The following is a 23,290-nucleotide window of genomic DNA, read 5'->3' as shown; positions in this document are numbered from 1 at the left end:
CAGACCTAGCGTCCGCGTCGGCGATGCGCCGCGCGGGCATCCACCAGCGCCCGGGTACGAGCATAGGTGAGCTGCAGCAGCCGGGCATCTTCCCCGGCCCGGTGGCGCTGAATACCGCGCTCGCGAATCAAGGTTTCCTTGGTGGTCTGCCACAGCGCCAGCTGCTCGTCACACAGCAGCCGGCGCAGCGCCTCCAGGCGGAAGCGCGGCAGCATCCCGGCATGATGGAACAGCAGCGACAGCCAGGTGTTGTCGTAGCCCCAGCTGTCGCTATAGGCCACGCCCTCCTCGGCCAACTCGTCGTTGAGCCAGCGCGCCACCTCGATCACAGGATGCCCTTCGCGGTTCAGGCGATTGCGCGAGATACCGTGCAACAGCTCGGCCTTGGGGTCCCAGTGGGTCCACTCATCCAGCGGCTGGATCAGAAAGGCGCAGCTCGAGCCGTCCGGCCGCGCCAGGCCTACCTCGATCGGGTAGCTGCCGCGTCCGAACCCGGACGCTTCAATATCCAGCAGGGTAGGCAAGGCCACGTGGTAGGCATCCTCTGAAAGCGCATAGGCCTGATCGAGCGCTCGATCAGGCCTATAGGGTAAGGGCTAAGTGCACCGCGGTCGACCAGCAGTCCGTCGAGCTTGACCGATCATCACGAGAGGCACGACAAGCGCCTAGTGTCGGGTAGCCGCTTCTTGCATCTCAAGGCCGGCATGCTGGTCGGCCAGACGCTGCCAATATTCGGCGCGCTGGCAGTCCACGGCCAGGCCCAGCTGACCATGGCGGTAGGCATCAGCCAGACGCGAGGCCGCCAGGGCATGGCCTGCCTCTCCGGCCCGCGCATACCAGGTCACCGCGTGATCATCGCGCCGCGGGTACTGGGCGCAGCCGTGCTCATAGATCGCCCCGGCCTGGTACTGGGCGCGCTCATCGCCGCTATGCGCGGCCTGCAGCACATAGCGCGCGCCCTTGGCCTTGTCCTGGGGGCTGGCACCGCGATGAAACAGCATATGCCCGTACACTGATAGCGCCGCGGTGTGGCCGGCTTCGGCACAGCGCTGGTAGAGGTGCATGGTCAAGCGCTGAGTGCGCGGCGAGCGGGGCAGCCAGCGGGTGTGAAACAGCTGCTCCGCCAGACGATACTCGAGACGGGTAAACAGTGAAGATGCCTGCGGCATGGCAAACAACCTTGATCCGGTAACCGGTGCGATGCTCTCTTCGGCACTCTTCCTGTGCCTGATCATCACACCCTTGACGACTGGCTCTCCGGGCTCCGCCGGGCCAACGGGGTCGCAAGCATACGCCCCCTGCAAGGGTGACTCAACCCCCGACATTTGCCGCTTTGGTGGGCCCCGGCTACCATGCCCTTTGGCACCTGTTCCGTTCTTTCCCCGATCTGGAGTGACGAATGCAGATTCGACCCCTTGGCGATACCGGTATCGACGTCAGCCGGCTGTGCCTTGGCACCATGACCTTCGGCGAGCAGAACAGCGAGGCCGAAGCCCACGAGCAGCTCGACCGCGCCGTGGCGTTCGGCATCAACTTCATCGATACCGCCGAGATGTACCCGGTACCGCCCCAGGCCGACACCCAGGGTCGCACCGAGGCGTATATCGGCAGTTGGCTCAAGCGCCGCGGCGCCCGCGACGACGTAATCATCGCCACCAAGGCGTCCGGCCCCGGCCTCGAGCATATCCGCGGCGGCCCGCGCATGAGCCGCGCGCATATCCACAAGGCCATCGACGCCAGCCTGGCCCGGCTACAGACCGACTATGTCGATCTTTACCAGCTGCACTGGCCGGATCGCAGCACCAACTACTTCGGCCGTCTCGGCTACGAGCACGACGAGGAAGAGGACGCCATTCCGCTGGAGGAGACCCTGGGCGCGCTCAAGGAGCTGGTAGACGCCGGCAAGGTGCGCGCCATCGGCCTCTCCAACGAGACCCCCTGGGGGGTGATGCGCTGCCTGCGGCTGGCGGAGACCATCGGCGTACCGCGCGTGGCCAGCGTGCAGAACCCCTATAATCTGCTTAACCGCAGTTTCGAGGTCGGCCTGGCCGAGATCGCTCACCGCGAAGACGTCGGCCTGCTGGCCTATTCGCCGCTAGCCTTCGGGGTACTGTCCGGCAAGTACCTCGACGGCGCGCGCCCTCCCAAGGGCCGCCTGACGCTCTACGAGCGCTTCAAGCGCTACACCTCGGCGCCTGCCGAAGAGGCCACCCGAGCCTATGTGCAGATCGCCAAGGAGCATGGCCTCGACCCGGCGCAAATGGCGCTGGCCTACGTCAATTCACGGCCGTTCCTGACCAGCAACATCATCGGTGCCACAAGCATGGAGCAGCTCGAGTCCAACCTGGCCAGCGAGTCACTCAGGCTCGATCAGGAGGTGATCGAGGCCATCGAGGCGGTTCACCGCCGCCTGCCCAACCCCTGCCCCTGACCTCCGCGGCGCGGCCTATCATCTCGATAGCCGCGCCCACTGGATGGGCTTGGTATACTCGCGGCAGACATTTTCGGGTTACAAGGAGCGCCCCATGCTGAGCGTGATATCCCCTGCCAAGACACTCGACTTCGAGACCTCCCCCTCGACCGTCGCCCACAGCCTGCCGGATCACCTCGAGCACAGCCAGCAGCTGATCGATATCCTGCGCGACTACTCACCGCAGCAGCTCTCCGAGCTGATGGGCATCAGCGACAAGCTGGCCGGGCTCAACGCCGCCCGCTTCGCCGAGTGGCAGCCACCGTTCGACCTCGACAATGCCAAACAGGCCGCCCAGGCCTTCCAGGGCGATGTCTACGTCGGTTTGGAAGCCGATACCTTCAGCGAAGAGGACAACGCCTTCGCCCAGGAGCATCTGCGCATCCTCTCCGGGCTCTATGGGCTACTCAAGCCGCTCGACCTGATTCAGCCCTACCGCCTGGAGATGGGAACCCGCCTGCCGAATCCTGCCGGCAAGGATCTCTACGCCTTCTGGAAACAGACCCTGACCGCCGACCTCAACCAGGTCATCGCTCGCAGCGGCAGCCCGGTGCTGGTCAACCTGGCGTCCAACGAATACTTCAAGGCCATCGATACCAAGGCGCTAGATGCCGAGGTCATCACCCCGGTGTTCAAGGATGCCAAGAATGGGCAATACAAGATCATCAGCTTCTACGCCAAGAAAGCGCGCGGCCTGATGAGCGCCTGGATCATTCGCCAGCGCCTCAACGACGCCGAGGGGCTCAAGGACTTCGACGTCGCCGGCTACCGCTATCATCCCGCCATGTCGGAAGGCAGGACGCTGGTGTTTACTCGCGAGGAGGACGCTAGCTGAAGTTCAGCGGGCGAGCCGCGCGCTCGCGCAGGAAGCGGCGGTGAATGTCCTTGAATCGCGCATCGTCGCAGCGCTTCAGCCACTCGTAGGCGACCATGTCGGCACTCACCGCCACGGCCCCGGCCTGTACGGCACGCTGCCTGGCCAGCCGCGCCTCGCCGCGGCGCCGACTGACGGTAGCCTCGTCCAGCCAGAAGACCGCATAGCCCGCCTCACGCAGCCCCAGCGCCGTCTGCAGCACGCAGATATGCGCTTCGGCGCCACACAGCACGATCTGGCGCCGCCCGCTGGCCGCCAGGGCCTCGGCCAGCGGCGCCTCGTCCAGCGCGCCGAAGTGTGACTTCTGCCAGCGGCGCGCCTGGGGCAGCGCCTCGAGCAAGCGCGGGTCGCTATGCCCCAGGCCTGCCGGGTACTGCTCGGTCAGCCATACCGGCACCTCAAGCGCCGTGGCCAGTCGACCTAGCCACACCGCCTCGGCGACCGCCTGCTCCCCGTCATCGATCACCGGCAGCAGCCGCGCCTGCAGATCGACCAGCATCACCAGACTCTCTTCCAGCACCATGCGCATTATGCGTCCTCATCTCGACCTGCCGGCATCATGACGGGCTGAGATCAATTGCCGTCCGCTGCGTCCTGAATGTCCTCGCCCATCTCCTCCATGCCTTCTCCAGCACTTTCCATGGCCTCGTCGATATCCTGGCCGGCTTCTTCCGCCGGTCCAGCATCGTCCTGGCAGGCAGCGACGCCGCCTAACATCAAGGCCAGCAGCATTGCCACACCGAGCTTGCGCATCATGCTAGCGCTCATAATGATCTCCTCCTGAGTATTGAGTAGTGACGACCACAGACTAACCGGTCCCACGCAGTGCCTCCAGCATCGTGCCGGGTATTTCGCTTACGCCTTTATCGGGCCGCACAACGCGAAACGGGCAGCCCTGAGGCTGCCCGTTTCGTTACCGCTTTGAGACCGACGCTTAGCGGCGCAGGCCCAGACGCTGAATCAGCGCCTGATAGCGCTCGAAATCCTTGCGCTTCAGGTAGTCCAGCAGCTTGCGGCGCTGGTTAACCATGCGGATCAGGCCACGACGCGAGTGGTGATCCTGCTTGTTGGTCTTGAAGTGATCCTGCAGGCCATCGATGTTGGCGCTCAGCAGGGCCACCTGAACCTCGGGGGAACCGGTGTCGTTGTCGCCACGGCCGAAGTCCTTGACGATCTCGGCCTTTTTATCAGCGGTCAGTGCCATCTGTCTCTCCAGTAAGCAATATGCCTAAATGATGAATGTCGGAGACCACGCATATTTGCAGTCTCCACGCCTGCCGGACGCTGCCTGTGGCAACGCCCCGCGGGTTGCTTACGCGCGGCTGGCGTGTTCGTCAGCCGCGGTATTCAGCAGACGACGAGGGGCGATTTCCCCCGTCGTCTTGACCGTGCCGAGCCCCAGAAAGGTCTCGTCACGGTAGAGTCTTGCCAGGCTACCGACGGACAGCTCGATCCGCTCTGCGAGGATCGGCTGGCCGTGCAGCAGACGCCCGGCCTGTTCGGCGTCGACGCCGAGCGCCGGCAGGTGCGCTACCAGCACGTCCACCGGCATCAGCTGCGCCTCCCGGGCGGCCTGGTCCTCGAGGGCTTCCAGGGTCGCCAGGTCGAGCATCGCCTCGCCACTGAACGGGCCGGTCTTGAGCCGCCGCAGCGCAGTGATATGCGCCCCGCAGCCCAGCGCCCGGCCGATATCTTCGGCCAGGGTGCGTATATAGGTGCCCTTGCTGACCCTGACTTCGAGCTCGAAGCCCTCGGCATCGTGAGCCAGGAGGCGCGCATCATACACCGTCACGCGGCGGGCTGCACGCTCCACCGTCTTGCCCTCCCGGGCCAGCTCGTAGAGCTTGCGCCCCTGATGCTTGAGCGCCGAGTACATGGGCGGAACCTGTTCGATCTCGCCGCGAAACCGCGCCAGCACCGCCTCAATGTCCGCCTCGCTCAGTGCCGGCACCGCCTGGCGTTCGACCACTTCTCCCTCGGCATCGCCAGTGTCGGTCACCACACCCAGCTGGACGCGGGTGCGATAGACCTTGTCGGCCTCCAGCAGGAACGAGGAGAACTTGGTCGCCTCGCCGAAGCAGACCGGCAACAGCCCCGTCGCCATGGGGTCGAGAGTGCCGGTGTGGCCCGCCTTCTGTGCCTGGAACAGGCGTCGGGCACGCTGCAGGGCATGGTTGCTCGACGCACCCTGGGGCTTGTCGAGCAGTAGCACCCCGTTGACCGGCAGACCACGGCGACGACGCGCCATCAGTCCTTCTCGTCCTCGTTGCCACCGCGCGCCTGGCCGTCACCGACGTCGCCGTCGTGATTGCCGGCAGCTTCGCCGTCCTCGGCCTCGTTACGGGCACGATCACGGGAGACCGCCTCGTCGATCAGCGACGACAGCCGTTGGCCACGCACCACGCTCTCATCATAATGAAAGCGCAGCTCCGGCACGTGGCGCAGCTTGATCCGCCGGGCCACCTGGCTACGCAGGAACCCCGCGGCCTGCTTGAGCACCTTGAGATTCTCCCGGATGCGCTCGGGATCCTCCTCGCCCAGCAGGGTCACGTGCACGTCGGCATAGCCGAGGTCACGGCTGACCTCGACGCCGCTCACCGTGACCATCCCCAGGCGCGGGTCCTTGACCTCGCGCTGGATCAGCACCGCCAGCTCCTTCTGCAGCTGATCGCCGACACGGTCGGTACGCTTGAATTCGCGCATGCTCGACTCCTTGGCCGGTTAGAGCGTCCGCTCGACCTTGACCTGATCGAAAACTTCGATCTTGTCGCCAACCTGAACGTCATTGTAGTTCTTCACGCCGATGCCACACTCCATGCCGTTACGCACTTCGCTGACGTCGTCCTTGAAGCGACGCAGGGACTCGAGCTCGCCTTCGTAGATGACCACGTTGTCGCGCAGCACGCGGATCTTCTTGTTGCGATGCACGCTGCCCTCGACAACCATGCAGCCCGCCACGGCGCCGATCTTCGGTGCGCGGAAGACATCACGAACCTCGGCCACGCCGACGATCTCTTCCTTCCACTCCGGTGCCAGCATGCCGCTCATGGCCTGCTTGACCTCGTCGATCAGCTGATAGATCACGCTGTAGTAGCGCAGATCCAGGCCTTCACGCTCGATGATCTCACGGGCGGCCGCATCGGCACGGACGTTGAAGCCCACCACGATGGCCTCGGAGGCCAGCGCCAGGTTGGCATCGGTACCTGTGATGCCGCCCACGCCGGAGGAGACCACAGCCACTTCGACTTCGCCGGTGGAGAGCTCTTCCAGGGCGCCCTTGATGGCTTCCAGCGAGCCCTGCACATCGGCCTTCAGCACGATGTTGACCTTGGCCACCTCGTCCTGGCCCATCTGGCTGAACATGTTCTCCAGCTTGGCCTTCTGCTGACGCGCCAGGCGCACTTCGCGATACTTGCCCTGACGGAAGTTGGCGACCTCGCGGGCCTTCTTCTCGTCGGCCACGACCATGAAGTCGTCACCGGCATCCGGGGTACCGTCGAGACCCTGGATCTCCACCGGCATCGCCGGACCCACGGCGTCGACCTGCTGGCCGAGCTCGTTGGTCAGCGCACGCACACGGCCGTAGTGCAGGCCGGCCAGGACGATGTCGCCCTTGCGCAGGGTACCGTTCTGGACCAGCACGGTGGCCACCGGGCCGCGCCCCCTGTCGAGACGCGACTCGACCACCACACCCTTGCCGGGCGCTTCGGGAACCGCCTTGAGCTCGAGGACTTCGGAAACCAGCTGGATCGCCTCCAGCAGCTCCTCGATGCCGTCGCCCGTCTTGGCCGAGACGTGGACGAACTGCGTATCGCCACCCCACTCCTCGGAAATGACCCCATGCTGGGAAAGCTCGTTGCGGATACGGTCGAAGTCCGCGCCTTCCTTGTCGATCTTGTTGACCGCCACCACCATCGGCACTTCGGCTGCCTTGGAGTGCTCGATCGCCTCGATGGTCTGGGGCATGACGCCATCGTCGGCCGCCACCACCAGGATGACCACGTCGGTGGCCTTGGCACCGCGTGCACGCATGGCGGTGAACGCCGCGTGGCCCGGGGTGTCGAGGAAGGTCACGCCGCCGTGCTGGTCTTCCACGTGATAGGCGCCGATATGCTGGGTGATGCCGCCAGCCTCACCGGTCGCCACCTTGGCCTTGCGGATATAGTCGAGCAGCGAGGTCTTGCCATGGTCGACGTGCCCCATGACCGTGACCACCGGCGAACGGGAAATTTCTTCGCCTTCATAGGAGATGCCGGAAAGCACTTCGGTTTCCAGTGCATCGTCCTTGACCAGCTTGGGCTTGTGGCCCATCTCCTCGACCACGATGGCCGCAGTGTCCTGATCGATGGTCTGGTTGATGGTCACCGCCGCACCCATGGTGAACATCGCCTTGATGACCTCGTTGGCCTTGATCGACATCTTGTCGGCGAGCTCGGCGACGCTGATCGACTCCGGGATGGAGACTTCGCGCACGATCGGCTGCGTCGGCTTCTGGAAACCGTGCTGGCCACCGCCCTGGGAGCCACCGCGACGACTGCCACGGCGCTCGGAGCGCTTGGCCTTCTTGGCGGCGCCACCGCGACGGCGCTCCTCCCGATCGCCACGATCCTCATCGTCACGACCCCGCCCCTTCTTGGCAGCCGCCTTCTTCGGCGGCGCCGTGCGGCGATCGCTGCGACCCTCCTTGGGCGGAGCCGGGGGCTCTGCCGAAGGTTCAGACTGCTCGAGCTCGGGGACCGGGATCTGCGGCACCTCGGCGGCCTTGGCAGGCTGCTCGATGGGTGCGGGTGCTGCGGCCTCGGCCTTGGCGGCCTCTTCACGGGCCTGACGCTCGGCGGCACGCTCCTTGGCGTCCTCGGCATCCTGCGCTTCGCGCTTGGCCCGTGAATCCGCCATGTCGCCTACCAGCTGGCGCGGACCGGCATCCTCCGCCGGCTCCGGAGGCGGTGCCTCATCCTCGGCACGCTTGACGTAGGTCCGCTTCTTGCGCACCTGCACCTCGATGGTCTTGCCCCGCTCACCGGTCTTGATGCGGCTCCTGGTCTTGCGGGTCAAGGTAATGCGATTCTTGGCTCCCGCAGCACCGTCGCCACCATGGCTCTTGGTGAGATAGTCGAGCAGCTGACGCTTGTCCTCCTCGGACACCGCATCAGTCTCGGCCTTGTGCTCGAGCCCGGCTTCTTTCATCTGTTCCAGCAGGCGGGGGACGTCGCGCCCTACCTTCGCTGCAAAATCTTTAACGGTCATTTCTGACATGTTGACCCTCCTCAGCCCGTGACCCGTTTACTGTTCGTTCTCGAACCAGGGCGCACGGGCAGTCATGATCAGTGATGCAGCGCGCTCCTCGTCCATGCCCTCGATGTCCATCAGATCGTCGACGGACTGCTCGGCGAGGTCCTCCATGGTGACAATGCCGCGGCTCGCCAGAATGAAGGCCAGATGACGCTCCATGCCCTCCATTTCCAGCAGGTCGTCGGCCGGCTGAGCACCGTCCAGCGCCTCTTCGGAGGCGATGGCCAGGTTCAGCAGTTCATCCTTGGCACGCGCGCGCAAATCTTCCACCAGTTCCTCATCGAGCTCCTCGATCTCGAGAATTTCCTCGAGGGGCACGTAGGCGATCTCTTCCAGCGTGGTGAAACCTTCCTCCACCAGCAGCCGGGCGAGGTCATCCTCGATATCCAGATGCTGAATGAAATGCTCGACCAGGCTATCGATCTCCTGCTCTCGCTTGTCTTCGGCCTCGTTCTCGGTCATGACGTTGATCCGCCATCCGGTGAGCTCCGAGGCCAGGCGCACGTTCTGGCCACTACGGCCGATGGCCTGGGCCAGGTTGTCCTCGGCGACGGCTACGTCCATGGCATGCGCGTCCTCGTCGACGAGGATCGAGCCGACATCCGCCGGCGCCATGGCATTGATGACCAGCTGGGCCGGATTGTCATCCCACAGGATGATATCGACCCGCTCGTTCTGCAGCTCACTGGATACCGCCTGCACCCGCGAGCCGCGCATGCCGACGCAGGCGCCCACCGGGTCGATGCGCCGGTCGTTGGTCTTGACCGCGATCTTGGCCCGGGAGCCGGGATCGCGCGCGGCACCCTTGATCTCGATGAGCTGCTCGGCGATCTCCGGCACCTCGATCTTGAATAGTTCGATGATCAGCTCCGGACAGGTGCGCGACAGAATCAACTGGGCACCACGCGCATCGGCATCGACCTTGGTCAGCAGTGCCCGTACCCGATCGTTCATGCGGTAGCGCTCGCCGGGAATCATCTCGCCGCGGGGCAAGAAGGCTTCCGCGTTGTCGCCAAGGTCGATGATCAGGCCATCGCGGGTGGTCTTCTTGACGATGCCGGCGACCAGCTCACCCTCACGCTCGGCGTACTGGCGCACCACTTCGGCGCGCTCGGCCTCGCGCACCTTCTGCACGATGACCTGCTTGGCGGTCTGGGCAGCGATACGGCCGAAGGCGGCATTCTCGATCTGCTCCTCGACCACATCGCCCCGCTTGAGCGGCGGATCGCGGCGCTCGGCGAAGGACTCCTTGATCTCGGCGTCGGGATTCTCGAATTCGTCGTCCTCCACCACCTCCCAGCGACGGAACGTCTCGTATTCGCCGGTGTAGCGGTCGATGTGAACGCGCACACTGACTTCCCGACCCTCGAAGCGCTTGCGTGATGCGCTGGCCAGGGCCGCCTCGACGGCCTCGAAGATCACGTCGCGGGGCACGCCTTTTTCATTGGAGATCGCATCGACGACCGTCAGAATTTCTTTACTCATGCCTTTGCCTCGCCAGAAAACCTGTCCATATGCACCGACCTCAGTCTTCGAACCGGGGCACCACTCGTGCCTGGTCGATGCTTTCGATGGGAAAGCAATACTCTTCGCCGTCCTGCTGCAACAGCACCTCGTCCTCCTCGATGCCGGCCAGCAGACCCTGGAACTTGCGTCGCCCATCGAAGGGTACCCGCAGCTTCAGTGCCACCTGGTGCCCCGCAAAACGGGCGAAGTGGTCGAGAGTGAAGAGCGGACGATCCATGCCCGGCGACGACACCTCCAGGCGATACTCACCCGGTATGGGGTCTTCCACGTCGAGCACGGCGCTGACCTGGCGACTGATATCAGCGCAATGGTCCACGCTCACACCCTCGGCATGATCAATGTAGATCACAACACGGGAATGCTTGCCCTGGGGACGATAGTCGATGCCCCAGAGCTCGAAACCCATGGCGGTGACCACCGGCTCGATCAGCGCATAAAGCGCAGCGTCCTTGAGTGCCACAGAGAAAGCTCCTACAGCCGTTGCATCAGGCACCTGGCCGGGAGTAAACAGGAAAGCTAGGTGGCTGATTGGCGTTGCCCGGATAAGCGCTGCCGGCCCTTGCCGACAGTAAGCTGCTAACAAAAAGCCCCTTCGCAGGAAGGGGCCTTTCACAAGAAACCTGTAGTACCACTTCGGCGCTCATGACTGCCTCGCAAGACAGCTGACCGGAAAATGGTAGCGGGGACCGGATTTGAACCGATGACCTTCGGGTTATGAGCCCGACGAGCTACCAGACTGCTCCACCCCGCAACATTCCAGGTCGGCGATTGTAGGTGCCTGATGCACTTGAGTCAAGCCGCATTGGCGCTTACAACCATTTTGCTACAACCTTCCTGGTGCCAATCCTGCTTCTGTCGTCTCATGATCCCCTGCTTACTCGGATCACGGCGTTTCAGATGGTGCCGAAGGCGGGACTTGAACCCGCACGACCTTACGGTCACTACCCCCTCAAGATAGCGTGTCTACCAATTCCACCACTTCGGCTTTCTTGATGACTGGAGCCCCAACCTTAGTCGTTGCTTTCTTCCAGCACTGGCGCGGTATTATCCACGTCACGGGCGCCGTCGTCAAGGGTTGGGACACCGTTCCGCTGTTCGATCAGACGAGCATCGGGAATACCGACTTCCGGCGCCTGGGCCTGGGTGGCGTACCAGGCCAGAGTCAGCGACGTGGCGAAAAAGGTAAACGCCAGCACGGCCGTGGCACGGGACAGGAAACCGCCACTACCCCGCGAGCCGAATACGGTCTGGGAGGCACCGCCACCGAAGGCGGCACCGGCTTCGGCGCCCTTGCCCTGCTGCAGCAGGATAAGGACGACCAGGGTGATGGCGATCACCACATGGATCAAGAGAATGGCAACTTGCATGGATTCAACCTGCTGACTGACAAATGGCTAGAAAATCGTCGACCTTGAGCGAAGCACCGCCCACGAGGCCGCCGTCGATGTCCGGCTGGGCCAGCAGCTCAGCCGCGTTGTTCGCGTTCATGCTGCCGCCGTAAAGCAATCGCATCCCCGCCGCCAGCTCGCGATCGAAGCTGGCCTGATACTGACGAATCCCGGCCATGACCTCCTGGGCCTGTCCGGGTGTCGCCGTGCGTCCGGTACCGATCGCCCAGACTGGCTCGTAGGCGATGACCACCCGAGGGCGCTGCTCGGGCTCGAGGCGCGCCATCACATAGCCCACCTGGCCCAGCACCACGTCCATGGTGCGACCCGCATCCCTCTCCTCCAGGCTCTCACCCACGCACAGGATAGGCGTAATGTCGACGCTGAGCGCCGCCAGCAGCCGATCGTGCACGGCTTCGTCGTTCTCGCGATAGAGCTGACGACGCTCGGAGTGCCCCACCAGCGCATACTTCACGCCGAACTCCCGGAGCATCTGGCCGCTCACCTCACCCGTGCGAGCACCGGAATGCAACGGGTTGAGCGTCTGGGCACCCAGTTCGAGCGAGGTATCGGCAAAGGCCCGCTGCGCCATGTCCAGATAGGGGAAGGGCGGCAGTATGACCACATCCAGAGACGCCGGAAGCACGGTACGGGGAAAGGCACGGCCGAAATCCTCGACCAGAGAGGCCGAACCGTTCATCTTCCAGTTCCCGGCGATCAGCGGCGTTCGCATGCTGCGTCCTCTTTCAAAGTGGTGCGAAATGGTATAGGAGGCGTCGTGTCAAGACAACCATCCGACGCGGTCGTCAGCCCAACTGCTGCTCCACTTCGGCGGCCAGGCGTCGGGCCATGCCCTCCACATCGAGATGCGCACGTCCTTCGACCATCACGCGAATCAACGGCTCTGTGCCCGAAGGACGCAGCAGTACGCGGCCTTCCTCGCCCAGCTCCGACTCCATGGCGGCCACCGCATCCTTGACCGCCGAACTCGCCATCAGGGCCTTGGCGTCGCTGCCCGGCGTCAGGCGCACATTCACCAGCACCTGGGGCACCTTCTCCAGTCCCGACAGCAGGCTCTTCAGGGACCTGTCCTCGGAAACCATGATCGCCAGCACCTGCAATGCCGACACGATACCATCCCCGGTACTCTGCACGTCGGCACAGACGATATGGCCGGACGACTCGCCGCCCAGCTGCCAGCCGTTGGCCACCAGGCGCTCCACCACGTAGCGGTCGCCCACCTTGGCGCGCTCGAAGGGGACCCCCATCGCTTCCAGCGCCATGGCAAGACCGAAGTTTGTCATCAGGGTGCCCACCACGCCACCGCCGAGCTGCCCCCGCTCATGCCGGTCCCTGGCGATCAGGTAGAGGATGTCGTCGCCATCGATCTCGCGTCCATCGGCATCGACCATCAGCACCCTGTCGCCATCGCCATCGAAGGCGACACCCAGGTCGGCACCCTGCTGGATCACCGCGGCGCGCAACGCGGCGGGGAAGGTGGAACCCACGTCGCGGTTGATATTGAGTCCGTCGGGGCTTGCACCGATCAGGCTGATCTCGGCACCCAGCTCACGGAAGACGCTGGGAGCGATGTGGTAGGTCGCCCCATGGGCACAGTCCAGCACGATCTTCAGCCCATGCAGGCTGACCCGGTTGGGTATGGTCGACTTGCAGAACTCGATGTAGCGGCCGGCGGCATCGTCGATTCGCACGGCCTTGCCCAGACGATCGGCAACCACGGTGGTAAGCGGCTCGTCGAGCATCGCCTCGATGCGCTCCTCGATCTCGTCGGCCAGCTTGGTGCCATCGGTGGAGAAGAACTTGATGCCGTTGTCGGCAAAGGGATTATGCGACGCCGAGATCACGATACCGGCATCCGCGCGAAAGGTCCGCGTCAAATAGGCGATCCCCGGCGTCGGCATCGGGCCCAGCAGGGCCACGTCGACACCGGCTGCCGAAAGACCCGCCTCCAGTGCCGACTCGAACATGTAGCCAGAGATGCGGGTGTCCTTGCCGATCAGTACACGAACGCGCTCCTTGTCCCGGGCCAAGACCCGTCCCATGGCCCAGCCCAGCTTCAGCATGAAGTCGGCCGTTATCGGATACTCGCCCACCGTGCCCCGAATTCCGTCGGTACCGAAATAGCGTCTAGTCATGCTCGCAGCCTTCCCTAAGCACGGCCCATGTCATGTTAACCGCATCCAGGACCGGGCCTACATCATGGACACGCAGAATGCTTGCGCCGCGCTCGACGGCCAGTGACGCCAGCGCCAGGCCACCAGGCAGTCGCTCCTCGACCGGCCGGCCAAGCACCTTGCCGATCATGCTCTTGCGCGACATCCCCACAAGCAGCGGAAGCCCCAGCGCCGCCAGGCCCTCCATGCGATTGAGCAGCCGCAGGTTGTGCTCGACGCTCTTGCCGAAGCCGAATCCCGGGTCGATCAGCAGGCGCTCACGGCGCAGCCCGGCGGCTTCGCAAGCGACAATTCGTGACTCCAGGAAATCGCTGACCGACTCCTCCACCGGCACATCATAGCGAGGGGACTGCTGCATGTCTCGCGGCTCGCCCTGCATGTGCATCAGGCAGACCGGCAGGCCGGTACCCATCGCCGCCTCCAGCGCGCCCTCCTGCCGCAGGGCCCGCACGTCGTTGATCATCCCCACACCCATCGCGACGGCTTCCCGCATCACCACGGGGCTGCTGGTATCCACCGACACCAGCGCATCGAGTTCGCGGACCAGTCGCTCGACCACGGGCATCACCCGGTCCAGCTCCTGCTGGGTGGAGACAGCCTGGGAGCCCGGACGGGTGGACTCGCCGCCCACATCGATGATCGCCGCCCCCTCGGCAAGCATGCCCTCGGCATGCCGCACGGCATCATCGATGACAGTATGCCGGCCGCCGTCGGAGAAGGAGTCGGGAGTGACGTTGAGAATTCCCATGACGCGAGGGTAGGAGAGATCGAGGCGATGACGCCCGCAGGGCAGCCAGGTCGGTGAAGCGGTTTCCATCATGCAGTCGGTCCTGTGGCGGCATGCTGACAAAACGATTGCCCCGCACGGCAAAGGCGCCCCGGAGGGGCGCCTGCCTGCGACGGGTCGATATCAGGACCCTGCGGGTCCACCCAGCGGGTCGGAGGGACGACGACGTGGTTCCTCGTCCTCATCCTCATCACCACTGCCGCCTGCATCACCACCACTCCCGCTATCGGTGGGCTCCGCGGCCTCTGGCTCCGACTCTTCGCGGGGGGGGGCCTCCCCGGTCACCGGCGCGCCGGTACCGGAATCGCCATCCTCCCAGTCCTTGGGCGGACGCGGCGCGCGGCCCTCCATGATATCGCGGAGCTGGTCGGCATCGATGGTCTCATAGAGCATCAGCGCATCGGCCATGGCGTCGAGCTTGTCGCGATTCTCCTCGAGGATCTGCTGCGCTTTGGCGTAGCATTCGTCGATGATCTTGCGCACCTCCTTGTCGAGGCGCGACGTGGTCTCGCCGGACTTGAGCTTGCCGCCCTGACCGGGACCGCCCATGAACTGGTGCGACTCGTCCTCGTCGTACATGATCGGGCCCATCTCCTCGGAGAGCCCCCACTTGGCCACCATGTTATGAGCAAGCTCGGTGGCACGCTTGATGTCGTTGGACGCCCCGGTGGTCACGCCATCCGGCCCCAGCGTCATTTCCTCGGCGATACGGCCGCCGAACAGCGAGCATATCTGACCAATCAGCTGCCGACGGGACAGGCTGTAACGATCCGCCTCGGGCAGGAACATGGTCACACCCAGCGCCCGGCCGCGCGGAATGATGGTGACCTTGTAGACCGGGTCGTGCTCCGGCATCACCAGGCCGATGATGGCGTGGCCCGACTCGTGATAGGCGGTGTTGAGCTTCTCCTTGTCGGTCATGACCATGGACTTGCGCTCGGCGCCCATCATGATCTTGTCCTTGGCCAGCTCAAGCTCCTCCATGCTCACCAGGCGCTTGTTGCGGCGCGCGGCGAACAGCGCCGCCTCGTTGACCAGATTGGCCAGGTCGGCGCCGGAGAAGCCGGGCGTGCCACGGGCTATCAGCGACGGCTTGACGTCGTCGCCCAGCGGTACCTTGCGCAGGTGTACATTGAGGATGTGCTCGCGACCGCGAATATCCGGCAGCCCCACCACCACCTGGCGGTCGAAGCGCCCCGGACGCATCAGCGCCGGGTCGAGCACGTCGGGACGGTTGGTGGCGGCGATGACGATGACACCCTCGTTGGCCTCGAAGCCGTCCATCTCCACCAGCAGCTGGTTGAGGGTCTGCTCGCGCTCGTCGTTGCCACCGCCCATGCCGGCGCCGCGTGAACGGCCCACGGCATCGATCTCGTCGATGAAGATGATGCAGGGCGCCTGCTTCTTGGCCTGCTCGAACATGTCGCGCACACGGGACGCACCCACACCGACGAACATCTCGACGAAGTCGGAACCGGAAATCGAGAAGAACGGCACCTTGGCCTCGCCGGCGATGGACTTGGCGAGCAGCGTCTTACCGGTACCCGGTGGTCCGACCATCAGTACGCCACGGGGAATGCTGCCGCCCAGGCGCTGGAACTTGGAGGGGTCGCGCAGGAAGTCGACCAGCTCCTCGACCTCTTCCTTGGCCTCGTCACACCCGGCCACATCAGCGAAGGTGGTCTTGATCTGATCCTGAGAGAGCAGCTTGGCCTTTGACTTGCCGAAGCTCATCGGCCCGCCCTTGCCGCCGGCACCGCCCTGCATCTGACGCATGAAGAACATGAAGATGGCCAGGATCAGCAGGATCGGGAAGCTGGCGATCAGCAGCCGTGTCCACAGGCTCTGCTGCTGCGGCTCCTTGCCCACCACGGTGACGTTGTTGGTCAGCAGGTCGTCCATCAGCCGGGGGTCTTCCGCTGCAGGCCGGATGGTCTGGAATTCCGACCCATCCTGACGCTCACCGGTAATCGTGTGACCATCGATGGTCACGCTACGGATCTGCTGATTCTGCACCTGCTGGACGAACTGAGAGTAGTTCATCGTCTGTGGTGTGGTATCGACGGTAAAGTTGTTGAATACCGTGAGCAATACTGCGGCGATAACCAACCACAGAATCAGGTTCTTTGCCATATCGTTCAAGGGCCTACCCTCGTTGCAAGCATCTGTCGGCCGAAACGCCTATTTGTAGGACCACGCACAGCGGGGCGTGTTCCGCCCAGCTGCGGGGGCTATGCCTGCCCATACTGTGACATAGTTGGGCAGCCCTGTCCGGCCATTGCGCCATTAGTCTTTGACTATCGTTGTGGCCAAGCCGAGGCTCAGCCGCGAAATCCTTCCGCCAGCAGGTACACTTCGCGCGAACGCGCGCGGGAGGCCTCTGGCTTGCGGGTCACCACCCGGTCGAAACTGTTACGCAGCTCCTTGAGATAGGCGTCGAAGCCTTCGCCCTGGAACACCTTGGCAAGGAAACGACCCTGCGGCTTCAGCGTCTGGCGGGCCAGGTCAAGCGCCAGCTCGACCAGGTACATGGCCTGGGGCTGGTCGATGGCCGCCATACCACTCATATTGGGGGCCATGTCGGACATCACAAGGTCCACCGGGCGATCGCCCAGGGTGTCGAGTATCGCCTCGAGCACCGACTCCTCGGTGAAGTCGCCCTGGATGAAATCGACCCCGGCCAGCCCGTCCATCTCCAGGATGTCGGAGGCGATCACCACGCCTTCGGGCCCCACCTTCTCGGCGGCCACCTGGCTCCAGCCGCCCGGCGCCGCACCCAGGTCGATCACCGCCATGCCCGGCCGGAACAACCGGTCCTTATCGTCCAGCGCCAGCAGCTTGTAGCTGGCCCGGCTGCGAAAGCCGTCCTGCCAGCTCTGCTGGACGAAGCGGTCGTCGAAGTGCTCCTTCAGCCAGCCCTTGCTGGTCTTGCTGGCACCGGACTTGCCCGAAGCACGCTTGTCGCCGGAACTGGAAGCATCGCCACGCGGGGAGGGAGTGGAACGAGCCACGGCATCACCTTGAGACATCGTTTGAAATAGGGATCTGGAAAGCCAGCAGACCAGCGCCTGAAGCGGCAAGGTGCGAAGCGAGACGTCGGCCGACGAGAAGCGTTTGAACGCTTTCGTCGAGGCGCGTTTCACCGTACCATGGTGCGCTGAGCGCAACCGGGAAGACGCAACATACCATGAGCTTGTCACAGGCACAAAAGAAAGCATTTCGCAGTATCGGCCACCACCTCACTCCGGTGGTAACGGTCTCCGAGAACGGCGTATCCGAGGGGCTGCTGGCCGAACTCGATCGCGCGCTCAGCGACCACGAGCTGATCAAGGTCAAGCTGGCCCTGACGGAGCGCGACGACCGCGCCGCCGCGCTCGAGGCACTGCTCGCGGCCAGCCGTGCCGAACGGGTTCAGACCATCGGCAAGATGGCGCTGCTCTATCGAGCCAACCCCAAGGGCAATCCCAAGCTCTCCAACGTCAAGCGCTTCGAGGGCCACCACGGCCGTCACTAAGCGCTGACGCGCCAGCGGCGCGAGCAACGTCACAAAAGGCCCGCGACAATCTGTCGCGGGCCTTTTGCTGGCGCGTAACACATAACTCAGCGGTGCTCGACCCCGGCGATCTCGTACTCCACCTCGCCACCCGGGGTGTTCACCACCACCACGTCGCCCTCCTCCTTGCCGATCAGCGCGCGGGCGATGGGCGAGGTCACCGAGATCTTGCCGGCTTTGATCTCGGCCTCGTCCTCGCCAACAATCTGGTAGGTCACCGTCTCGTCATTGTTGAGGTTGATCAGCTCGACGGTGACGCCGAAGATCACCTTGCCGGTCTGCGGCAGCTTCATGACATCGATGACCTGGGCCGCCGAGAGCTTGCTCTCGATCTCCTTGATGCGCCCTTCGATGAAGCCCTGCTGTTCCCGGGCGGCATGGTACTCGGCGTTCTCCTTGAGGTCACCGTGCTCACGGGCCTCGGCGATATCGGCGATCACCTTGGGGCGCGCCTCGCCTTTCAGATATTCCAGCTCCTTGCGCAGGCGTGCCTCGCCGGCAACGGTCATGGGGACCTTGTTCATTGCGTTGCTCCTGCATGCAGTTCCTGTAACCGGCGTACCGTAATGGCATCGCCATATTCGAGCGCCATGCAAACGGCGCTGGCCCCTGCCAGGGTCGTGGCATAGGGCACCTTGCGGGCGAGCGCGGTACGACGGATCACCGAGGAGTCATTGATGGCCTGACGACCCTCGGTGGTATTGACGATATAGGCGATTTCGTCGTTCTTGAGCAGATCGACGATATGCGGCCGGCCTTCATAGACCTTGTTGACGATGCCAAACGGGAGGCCTGCCGCTTCGAGAGCCGCAGCGGTGCCACGAGTGGCGACCAGGCCGAACCCTAATGCTAGCAGAGAACGCGCCACCTCGATAACACCCGCCTTGTCCGGATCGCGCACCGAGAGGAACGCCTTGCGCTCCCCCGTGAGCGCCGGGATCGCCTCGCCGGCGCCGAGCTGGGCCTTGTAGAAAGCCTCGGCGAAGGTGTCGCCACTGCCCATCACCTCGCCGGTGGACTTCATCTCCGGCGACAGGATGGGGTCGACCCCGGGGAACTTGTTGAACGGGAAGACCGCCTCCTTGACGCTATAGAAGTGCGGCACGATCTCGCGCTCGAAGCCCTGCTCGGCCAGGGTCTTGCCGGCCATGCAGCGGGCGGCGATCTGGGCCAGGGAGATGCCGATGCACTTGGAGACGAACGGCACGGTACGCGAGGCACGGGGGTTGACCTCGATGACATAGATCTCGCCGTCCTGCCAGGCCAGCTGCACGTTCATCAGGCCCACCACGCCGAGTTCCACGGCCATGCGCTTGACCTGCGCACGCATCTCGTTCTGCACCTCAGCGGGCAGGGAGTAGGGCGGCAGCGCACAGGCGGAGTCACCGGAGTGCACGCCGGCCTGCTCGATGTGCTGCATGATGCCGCCGATCACCACCTGGTGGCCGTCGGAGACGGCGTCGATATCGATCTCGATGGCGGCATTGAGGAAGTGGTCGAGCAGCACCGGCGAGTCGTTGGAGACCTTGACCGCGTGGGTCATGTAGTTCTCCAGCTCGGAGGCGTCATAGACGATCTCCATGGCCCGGCCGCCGAGCACGTAGCTGGGGCGCACCACCAGCGGGTAGCCGATCGCCTCGGCCTTGGCGAAGGCCTCTTCGAAGCTGCGCGCGGTGGCGTTGGGCGGCTGCTTGAGGCCCAGCTTCTCGATCATATGCTGGAAGCGCTCGCGGTCCTCGGCGCGGTCGATGGCGTCCGGGGTGGTGCCGATGATCGGCACGCCGGCGGCCTCGAGCTCCCGGGCCAGCTTGAGCGGCGTCTGGCCGCCGAACTGCACGATCACGCCAACCGGCTTCTCCTTGTCGGCGATCTCCAGCACGTCCTCCAGGGTCACCGGTTCGAAGTAGAGGCGGTCGGAAGTATCGTAGTCGGTGGAGACGGTCTCCGGGTTGCAGTTGACCATGATGGTCTCATAGCCGTCGTCGTGCATGGCGAAGGCGGCATGGACGCAGCAGTAGTCGAACTCGATGCCCTGGCCGATGCGGTTGGGCCCGCCGCCCAGCACCATGATCTTCTGGCGATCCGAGACCTCGGCCTCGCACTCCTCCTCGTAGGTGGAGTACATGTAGGCGGTGTCCGAGACGAACTCCGCCGAGCAGGTGTCCACCCGCTTGTAGACCGGGCGGATGCCGGCCTTCTGGCGGGTCTTGCGGAACTCCTTCTCGGCGACGCCCAGCAGGCTCGCCAGGCGGGCGTCACTGAAGCCCTTGCGCTTGAGGCCGAACAACTCCCGGGGGGTGAATTCGGACAGTGAGCGCTTGCTGACCGCCTGCTCGATATTGACCAGCTCCTCGATCTGCACCAGGAACCAGGGATCGATATTGGTCAGGGTGAAGATCTCGTCGACGCTCATGCCGGCGCGCATGGCATCGGCGATGAAGAAGATGCGCTCGGCGCCGGCGGCCTGCAGCTCGCCCTTGATGTGGGCCATGGCGTCGCCGGTGAAGTCGCCGAGCTTGAAATCAGGAAACTTGGGGTCGAGTCCGTCATTGCCCGTCTCCAGGCCACGCAGCGCCTTCTGCAGCGACTCCTGGAAGGTGCGGCCGATGGCCATCACCTCGCCCACCGATTTCATCTGGGTAGTGAGACGATCGTTGGCCTGGGGGAACTTCTCGAAGGTGAAGCGCGGAATCTTGGTGACGACATAGTCGATGGCCGGCTCGAAGGACGCCGGGGTGCGCCCGCCGGTGATGTCGTTCTGCAGTTCGTCCAGGGTATAGCCCACCGCCAGCTTGGCGGCGATCTTGGCGATGGGGAAGCCGGTGGCCTTGGACGCCAGCGCCGAGGAGCGCGACACCCGCGGGTTCATCTCGATAATCACCATGCGCCCGGTCTTGGGGTCGACGCCGAACTGCACGTTGGAGCCGCCGGTCTCGACGCCGATCTCGCGCAGCACCGCAAGCGATGCGTCGCGCATGATCTGGTACTCCTTGTCGGTCAGCGTCTGGGCCGGGGCCACGGTGATGGAGTCACCGGTATGCACGCCCATGGGGTCGAAGTTCTCGATGGCGCAGACAATGATGCAGTTGTCGTTCTTGTCACGAACGACCTCCATCTCGTACTCCTTCCACCCCAGCAGCGACTCGTCGATCAGCAGCTCATGGTTGTTGGAGAGCTCGAAGCCGCGGGTGCAGATCTCCTCGAACTCCTCCTTGTTGTAGGCCACGCCGCCACCGGAGCCGCCCATGGTGTAGGAGGGGCGCACGATGGTGGGGAAGCCCAGCTCGGCCTGGATCTCCCAGGCCTCTTCCATGGAGTGCGCCACCTTGGCCTTGGGGCAGGCCAGGCCGATGTTCTTCATCGCCTTGTCGAAGAGGTCGCGGTCCTCGGCCTTGTTGATGGCATCGGCGTTGGCACCGATCATCTCCACGCCATACTTCTCGAGCACGCCATGCTCATCGAGCTGCAGCGCGCAGTTGAGCGCGGTCTGGCCGCCCATGGTCGGCAGCAGGGCGTCGGGCCGCTCGGCGGCAATGATCTTCTCCACCGTCTGCCAGGTGATCGGCTCGATATAGGTGGCGTCGGCCATGGCCGGGTCGGTCATGATGGTGGCCGGGTTGGAGTTGACCAGGATGACCCGGTACCCCTCCTCGCGCAGAGCCTTGCAGGCCTGGGCGCCGGAGTAGTCGAACTCGCACGCCTGGCCGATGACGATGGGGCCGGCGCCGATGATGAGGATGCTCTTTATGTCGGTACGTTTGGGCATGACGGTTCCCGCGAAAATTGATGGCTAACGAGTGAGGCGGCTCTCGCAGAGTCGCTGAAGCGTTCGATGCCCGGCGGTGGCCCTTGGGGCCTGGCCGGGCAGATTCATTCAGCGCGTCGCGAGGCGCTCCTTCATCATGGCGACGAAACGGTCGAACAGCGGCGACACGTCCTTGGGGCCGGGGCTCGCCTCGGGGTGGCCCTGGAAGCTGAACGCCGGGCGGTCGGTGCGCTCGATGCCCTGCAGCGAACCGTCGAACAATGAACGGTGGGTCGCGCGCAGGTTGGCCGGCAGGGTCGACTCCTCGGCGGCAAAGCCGTGGTTCTGGCTGGTGATCATCACATGGCCGGTGTCGAGGTCCTGCACCGGATGGTTGGCGCCGTGATGGCCGAGCCCCATCTTCACCGTCTTGGCGCCGCAGGCCAGCGCCAGCAGCTGATGGCCCAGGCAGATGCCGAACACCGGGATATCGGTCTCCAGGAGCTCGCCGATCGCCTTGATGGCGTAGTCGCAGGGCTCGGGGTCACCGGGGCCGTTGGCCAGGAAGATGCCGTCGGGGTTCATTGCCAGCACCTCGGCGGCCGGGGTCTGGGCCGGCACCACGGTGAGCCGGCAGCCGCGGCTGGCCAGCATGCGCAGGATATTGCGCTTCACCCCGTAGTCGTAGGCGACCACATGGAAGGGACGCTCACCCTGGCTGGTGTCGGCGTAGCCCTCGCCCAGGGTCCATTCGCCTTCACTCCACTCGTAGGAGGCCTGGCAGGAAACCACCTTGGCCAGGTCCATGCCCTTGAGCCCCGGGAAGGCCCGAGCCGCCGCCAGGGCGCGCTCGGCGGCATCCTCGCCTGCGGCCAGGTCGCCGGCGAGGATCGCGCCGTTCTGGGCGCCCTTGTCGCGCAGGATGCGTGTCAGGCGGCGGGTGTCGATATCGGCGATGCCCAGCACGTTCTGGCTCTTCAGGTAGTCGGAGAGCGACTGCTCGGAGCGGAAGTTGCTGGCGATGAGCGGCAGGTCGCGGATCACCAGGCCGGCGGCGGCGATGCCATCGGACTCCACGTCCTCGGCGTTGACGCCGGTATTGCCGATATGGGGATAGGTCAGGGTGACGATCTGCCGGGTATAGGAGGGATCGGTGAGGATTTCCTGATAGCCGGTCATGGCCGTATTGAACACCACCTCACCGCTGGTCTGTCCATCGGCACCGATGGCCGTACCGTGAAAGAGACTGCCATCTTCCAGGGCCAGTATCGCGGGTTTGTTCAATGCGGGGCTGTTCAAGACAAGGTCCTCCCATGCTGGTGGGAGCCTGAGGGGCGCAGGCTCCGCGGCTATCGTCACTGCGACAGATTCGGCTCGTAAAAAAGCGGGACGAAGCCGATAGAAAAACCGGTTTCATCCCGCTTGTTGTCATATTCATCGGGGGCTGGCCAACGCAACA

General features: G+C 64.4%; 22 protein-coding genes and 2 tRNA genes. 3 read left to right on the top strand and 21 right to left on the bottom strand.

All coding sequences use genetic code 11. From position 1 onward, the window contains the following. Positions 1-5: 5 nt before the first annotated feature. Both IEI94_RS06520 and IEI94_RS06515 read right to left on the bottom strand, forming a co-directional pair. The gene (locus IEI94_RS06520; RefSeq protein WP_191166496.1) at positions 6-530 is read right to left on the bottom strand and encodes a hypothetical protein; all 525 of its coding nucleotides are present in this window, start codon (positions 528-530) and stop codon (positions 6-8) included. A gap of 135 nt (positions 531-665) precedes the next feature. Continuing rightward, the gene (locus IEI94_RS06515) at positions 666-1,169 is read right to left on the bottom strand and encodes a tetratricopeptide repeat protein (RefSeq protein ID WP_191166495.1); all 504 of its coding nucleotides are present in this window, start codon (positions 1,167-1,169) and stop codon (positions 666-668) included. A 230-nt stretch (positions 1,170-1,399) separates the two neighbouring features. Here IEI94_RS06515 and IEI94_RS06510 point away from each other — a divergent pair, with 230 nt between their 5' ends. Together IEI94_RS06510 and yaaA are read left to right on the top strand one after the other, a co-directional pair. After that, positions 1,400-2,431, top strand: coding sequence for an NADP(H)-dependent aldo-keto reductase (locus IEI94_RS06510; protein ID WP_191166494.1), 1,032 nt, complete (start codon positions 1,400-1,402; stop codon positions 2,429-2,431). A gap of 94 nt (positions 2,432-2,525) precedes the next feature. After that, the gene (gene yaaA, locus IEI94_RS06505) at positions 2,526-3,305 is read left to right on the top strand and encodes a peroxide stress protein YaaA (RefSeq protein WP_191166493.1); all 780 of its coding nucleotides are present in this window, start codon (positions 2,526-2,528) and stop codon (positions 3,303-3,305) included. Here the strand turns inward: yaaA and IEI94_RS06500 are convergent. The 16 genes from IEI94_RS06500 to rlmE all read right to left on the bottom strand — a co-directional run bounded on the left by IEI94_RS06500 (position 3,298) and on the right by rlmE (position 17,544). Continuing rightward, positions 3,298-3,873, bottom strand: coding sequence for an isochorismatase family protein (locus tag IEI94_RS06500; protein WP_191166492.1), 576 nt, complete (start codon positions 3,871-3,873; stop codon positions 3,298-3,300). The genes yaaA and IEI94_RS06500 overlap by 8 nt on opposite strands. Before the next feature lie 44 nt (positions 3,874-3,917). Continuing rightward, positions 3,918-4,112: a hypothetical protein gene (locus IEI94_RS06495; protein WP_191166491.1), complete on the bottom strand. Its 195-nt coding sequence runs from the start codon at positions 4,110-4,112 to the stop codon at positions 3,918-3,920. Between the two features lie 166 nt (positions 4,113-4,278). Continuing rightward, positions 4,279-4,548, bottom strand: coding sequence for a 30S ribosomal protein S15 (gene rpsO / locus IEI94_RS06490; RefSeq protein WP_191166490.1), 270 nt, complete (start codon positions 4,546-4,548; stop codon positions 4,279-4,281). A 108-nt stretch (positions 4,549-4,656) separates the two neighbouring features. Beyond that, positions 4,657-5,592 carry a tRNA pseudouridine(55) synthase TruB gene (gene truB / locus IEI94_RS06485; protein ID WP_191166489.1) on the bottom strand — a complete coding sequence of 312 codons (936 nt, stop codon included), beginning with the start codon at positions 5,590-5,592 and terminating at the stop codon, positions 4,657-4,659. Continuing rightward, on the bottom strand, positions 5,592-6,047 hold the full coding sequence (gene rbfA, locus IEI94_RS06480) for a 30S ribosome-binding factor RbfA (RefSeq protein ID WP_043518468.1): 456 nt from the start codon (positions 6,045-6,047) through the stop codon (positions 5,592-5,594). Before rbfA ends, truB begins: the two co-directional genes overlap by 1 nt. Positions 6,048-6,065: 18 nt before the next feature. Then, the gene (gene infB / locus IEI94_RS06475) at positions 6,066-8,600 is read right to left on the bottom strand and encodes a translation initiation factor IF-2 (protein WP_191166488.1); all 2,535 of its coding nucleotides are present in this window, start codon (positions 8,598-8,600) and stop codon (positions 6,066-6,068) included. 27 nt (positions 8,601-8,627) lie between these two features. Next, positions 8,628-10,121 carry a transcription termination factor NusA gene (nusA, locus tag IEI94_RS06470; RefSeq protein ID WP_191166487.1) on the bottom strand — a complete coding sequence of 498 codons (1,494 nt, stop codon included), beginning with the start codon at positions 10,119-10,121 and terminating at the stop codon, positions 8,628-8,630. A 40-nt stretch (positions 10,122-10,161) separates the two neighbouring features. Continuing rightward, positions 10,162-10,623: a ribosome maturation factor RimP gene (rimP, locus tag IEI94_RS06465; protein WP_043514618.1), complete on the bottom strand. Its 462-nt coding sequence runs from the start codon at positions 10,621-10,623 to the stop codon at positions 10,162-10,164. A gap of 214 nt (positions 10,624-10,837) precedes the next feature. Beyond that, positions 10,838-10,914 (bottom strand) — tRNA-Met (locus IEI94_RS06460). 147 nt (positions 10,915-11,061) lie between these two features. After that, positions 11,062-11,148 (bottom strand) — tRNA-Leu (locus IEI94_RS06455). Positions 11,149-11,173: 25 nt separating this feature from the next. Then, positions 11,174-11,530: a preprotein translocase subunit SecG gene (secG, locus tag IEI94_RS06450; RefSeq protein ID WP_043514616.1), complete on the bottom strand. Its 357-nt coding sequence runs from the start codon at positions 11,528-11,530 to the stop codon at positions 11,174-11,176. A 4-nt stretch (positions 11,531-11,534) separates the two neighbouring features. Next, complete coding sequence (tpiA, locus tag IEI94_RS06445; RefSeq protein ID WP_043514614.1) at positions 11,535-12,284, bottom strand: triose-phosphate isomerase; 750 nt, start codon at positions 12,282-12,284, stop codon at positions 11,535-11,537. Positions 12,285-12,357: 73 nt separating this feature from the next. Next, a complete protein-coding gene (gene glmM / locus IEI94_RS06440) occupies positions 12,358-13,707 on the bottom strand; it encodes a phosphoglucosamine mutase (RefSeq protein ID WP_043514612.1) in 1,350 nt (449 codons plus the stop codon). Next, on the bottom strand, positions 13,700-14,494 hold the full coding sequence (gene folP, locus IEI94_RS06435) for a dihydropteroate synthase (RefSeq protein WP_155833564.1): 795 nt from the start codon (positions 14,492-14,494) through the stop codon (positions 13,700-13,702). Before folP ends, glmM begins: the two co-directional genes overlap by 8 nt. Before the next feature lie 162 nt (positions 14,495-14,656). Next, positions 14,657-16,675 (bottom strand): ATP-dependent zinc metalloprotease FtsH, encoded by a 2,019-nt coding sequence (gene ftsH / locus IEI94_RS06430; RefSeq protein ID WP_191166485.1) that lies wholly within the window; start codon positions 16,673-16,675, stop codon positions 14,657-14,659. A gap of 179 nt (positions 16,676-16,854) precedes the next feature. Beyond that, on the bottom strand, positions 16,855-17,544 hold the full coding sequence (gene rlmE, locus IEI94_RS06425; protein ID WP_318153367.1) for a 23S rRNA (uridine(2552)-2'-O)-methyltransferase RlmE: 690 nt from the start codon (positions 17,542-17,544) through the stop codon (positions 16,855-16,857). A gap of 176 nt (positions 17,545-17,720) precedes the next feature. On the opposite strand from rlmE, the gene yhbY reads away from it, so the two are divergent. Further along, positions 17,721-18,047, top strand: a complete 327-nt coding sequence (gene yhbY / locus IEI94_RS06420) for a ribosome assembly RNA-binding protein YhbY (protein ID WP_043514607.1) — start codon at positions 17,721-17,723, stop codon at positions 18,045-18,047. Between the two features lie 86 nt (positions 18,048-18,133). On the opposite strand, the gene greA is transcribed toward yhbY, so the two are convergent. The 3 genes from greA to carA form a co-directional block, all read right to left on the bottom strand. Beyond that, on the bottom strand, positions 18,134-18,610 hold the full coding sequence (gene greA / locus IEI94_RS06415) for a transcription elongation factor GreA (protein ID WP_066451861.1): 477 nt from the start codon (positions 18,608-18,610) through the stop codon (positions 18,134-18,136). Continuing rightward, positions 18,607-21,852 (bottom strand): carbamoyl-phosphate synthase large subunit, encoded by a 3,246-nt coding sequence (gene carB, locus IEI94_RS06410; protein WP_191166483.1) that lies wholly within the window; start codon positions 21,850-21,852, stop codon positions 18,607-18,609. Before carB ends, greA begins: the two co-directional genes overlap by 4 nt. A gap of 108 nt (positions 21,853-21,960) precedes the next feature. Beyond that, the gene (carA, locus tag IEI94_RS06405; RefSeq protein ID WP_191166598.1) at positions 21,961-23,115 is read right to left on the bottom strand and encodes a glutamine-hydrolyzing carbamoyl-phosphate synthase small subunit; all 1,155 of its coding nucleotides are present in this window, start codon (positions 23,113-23,115) and stop codon (positions 21,961-21,963) included. Between the last annotated feature and the right edge of the window lie 175 nt (positions 23,116-23,290).

This window comes from Halomonas sp. ML-15 (genome assembly GCF_014779595.1).
In the GTDB taxonomy this organism is placed as follows: Bacteria; Pseudomonadota; Gammaproteobacteria; order Pseudomonadales; family Halomonadaceae; genus Franzmannia.
Note: the sequence above shows the minus strand (reverse complement) of the source record. Positions and strands in the feature narration are given on the sequence as shown.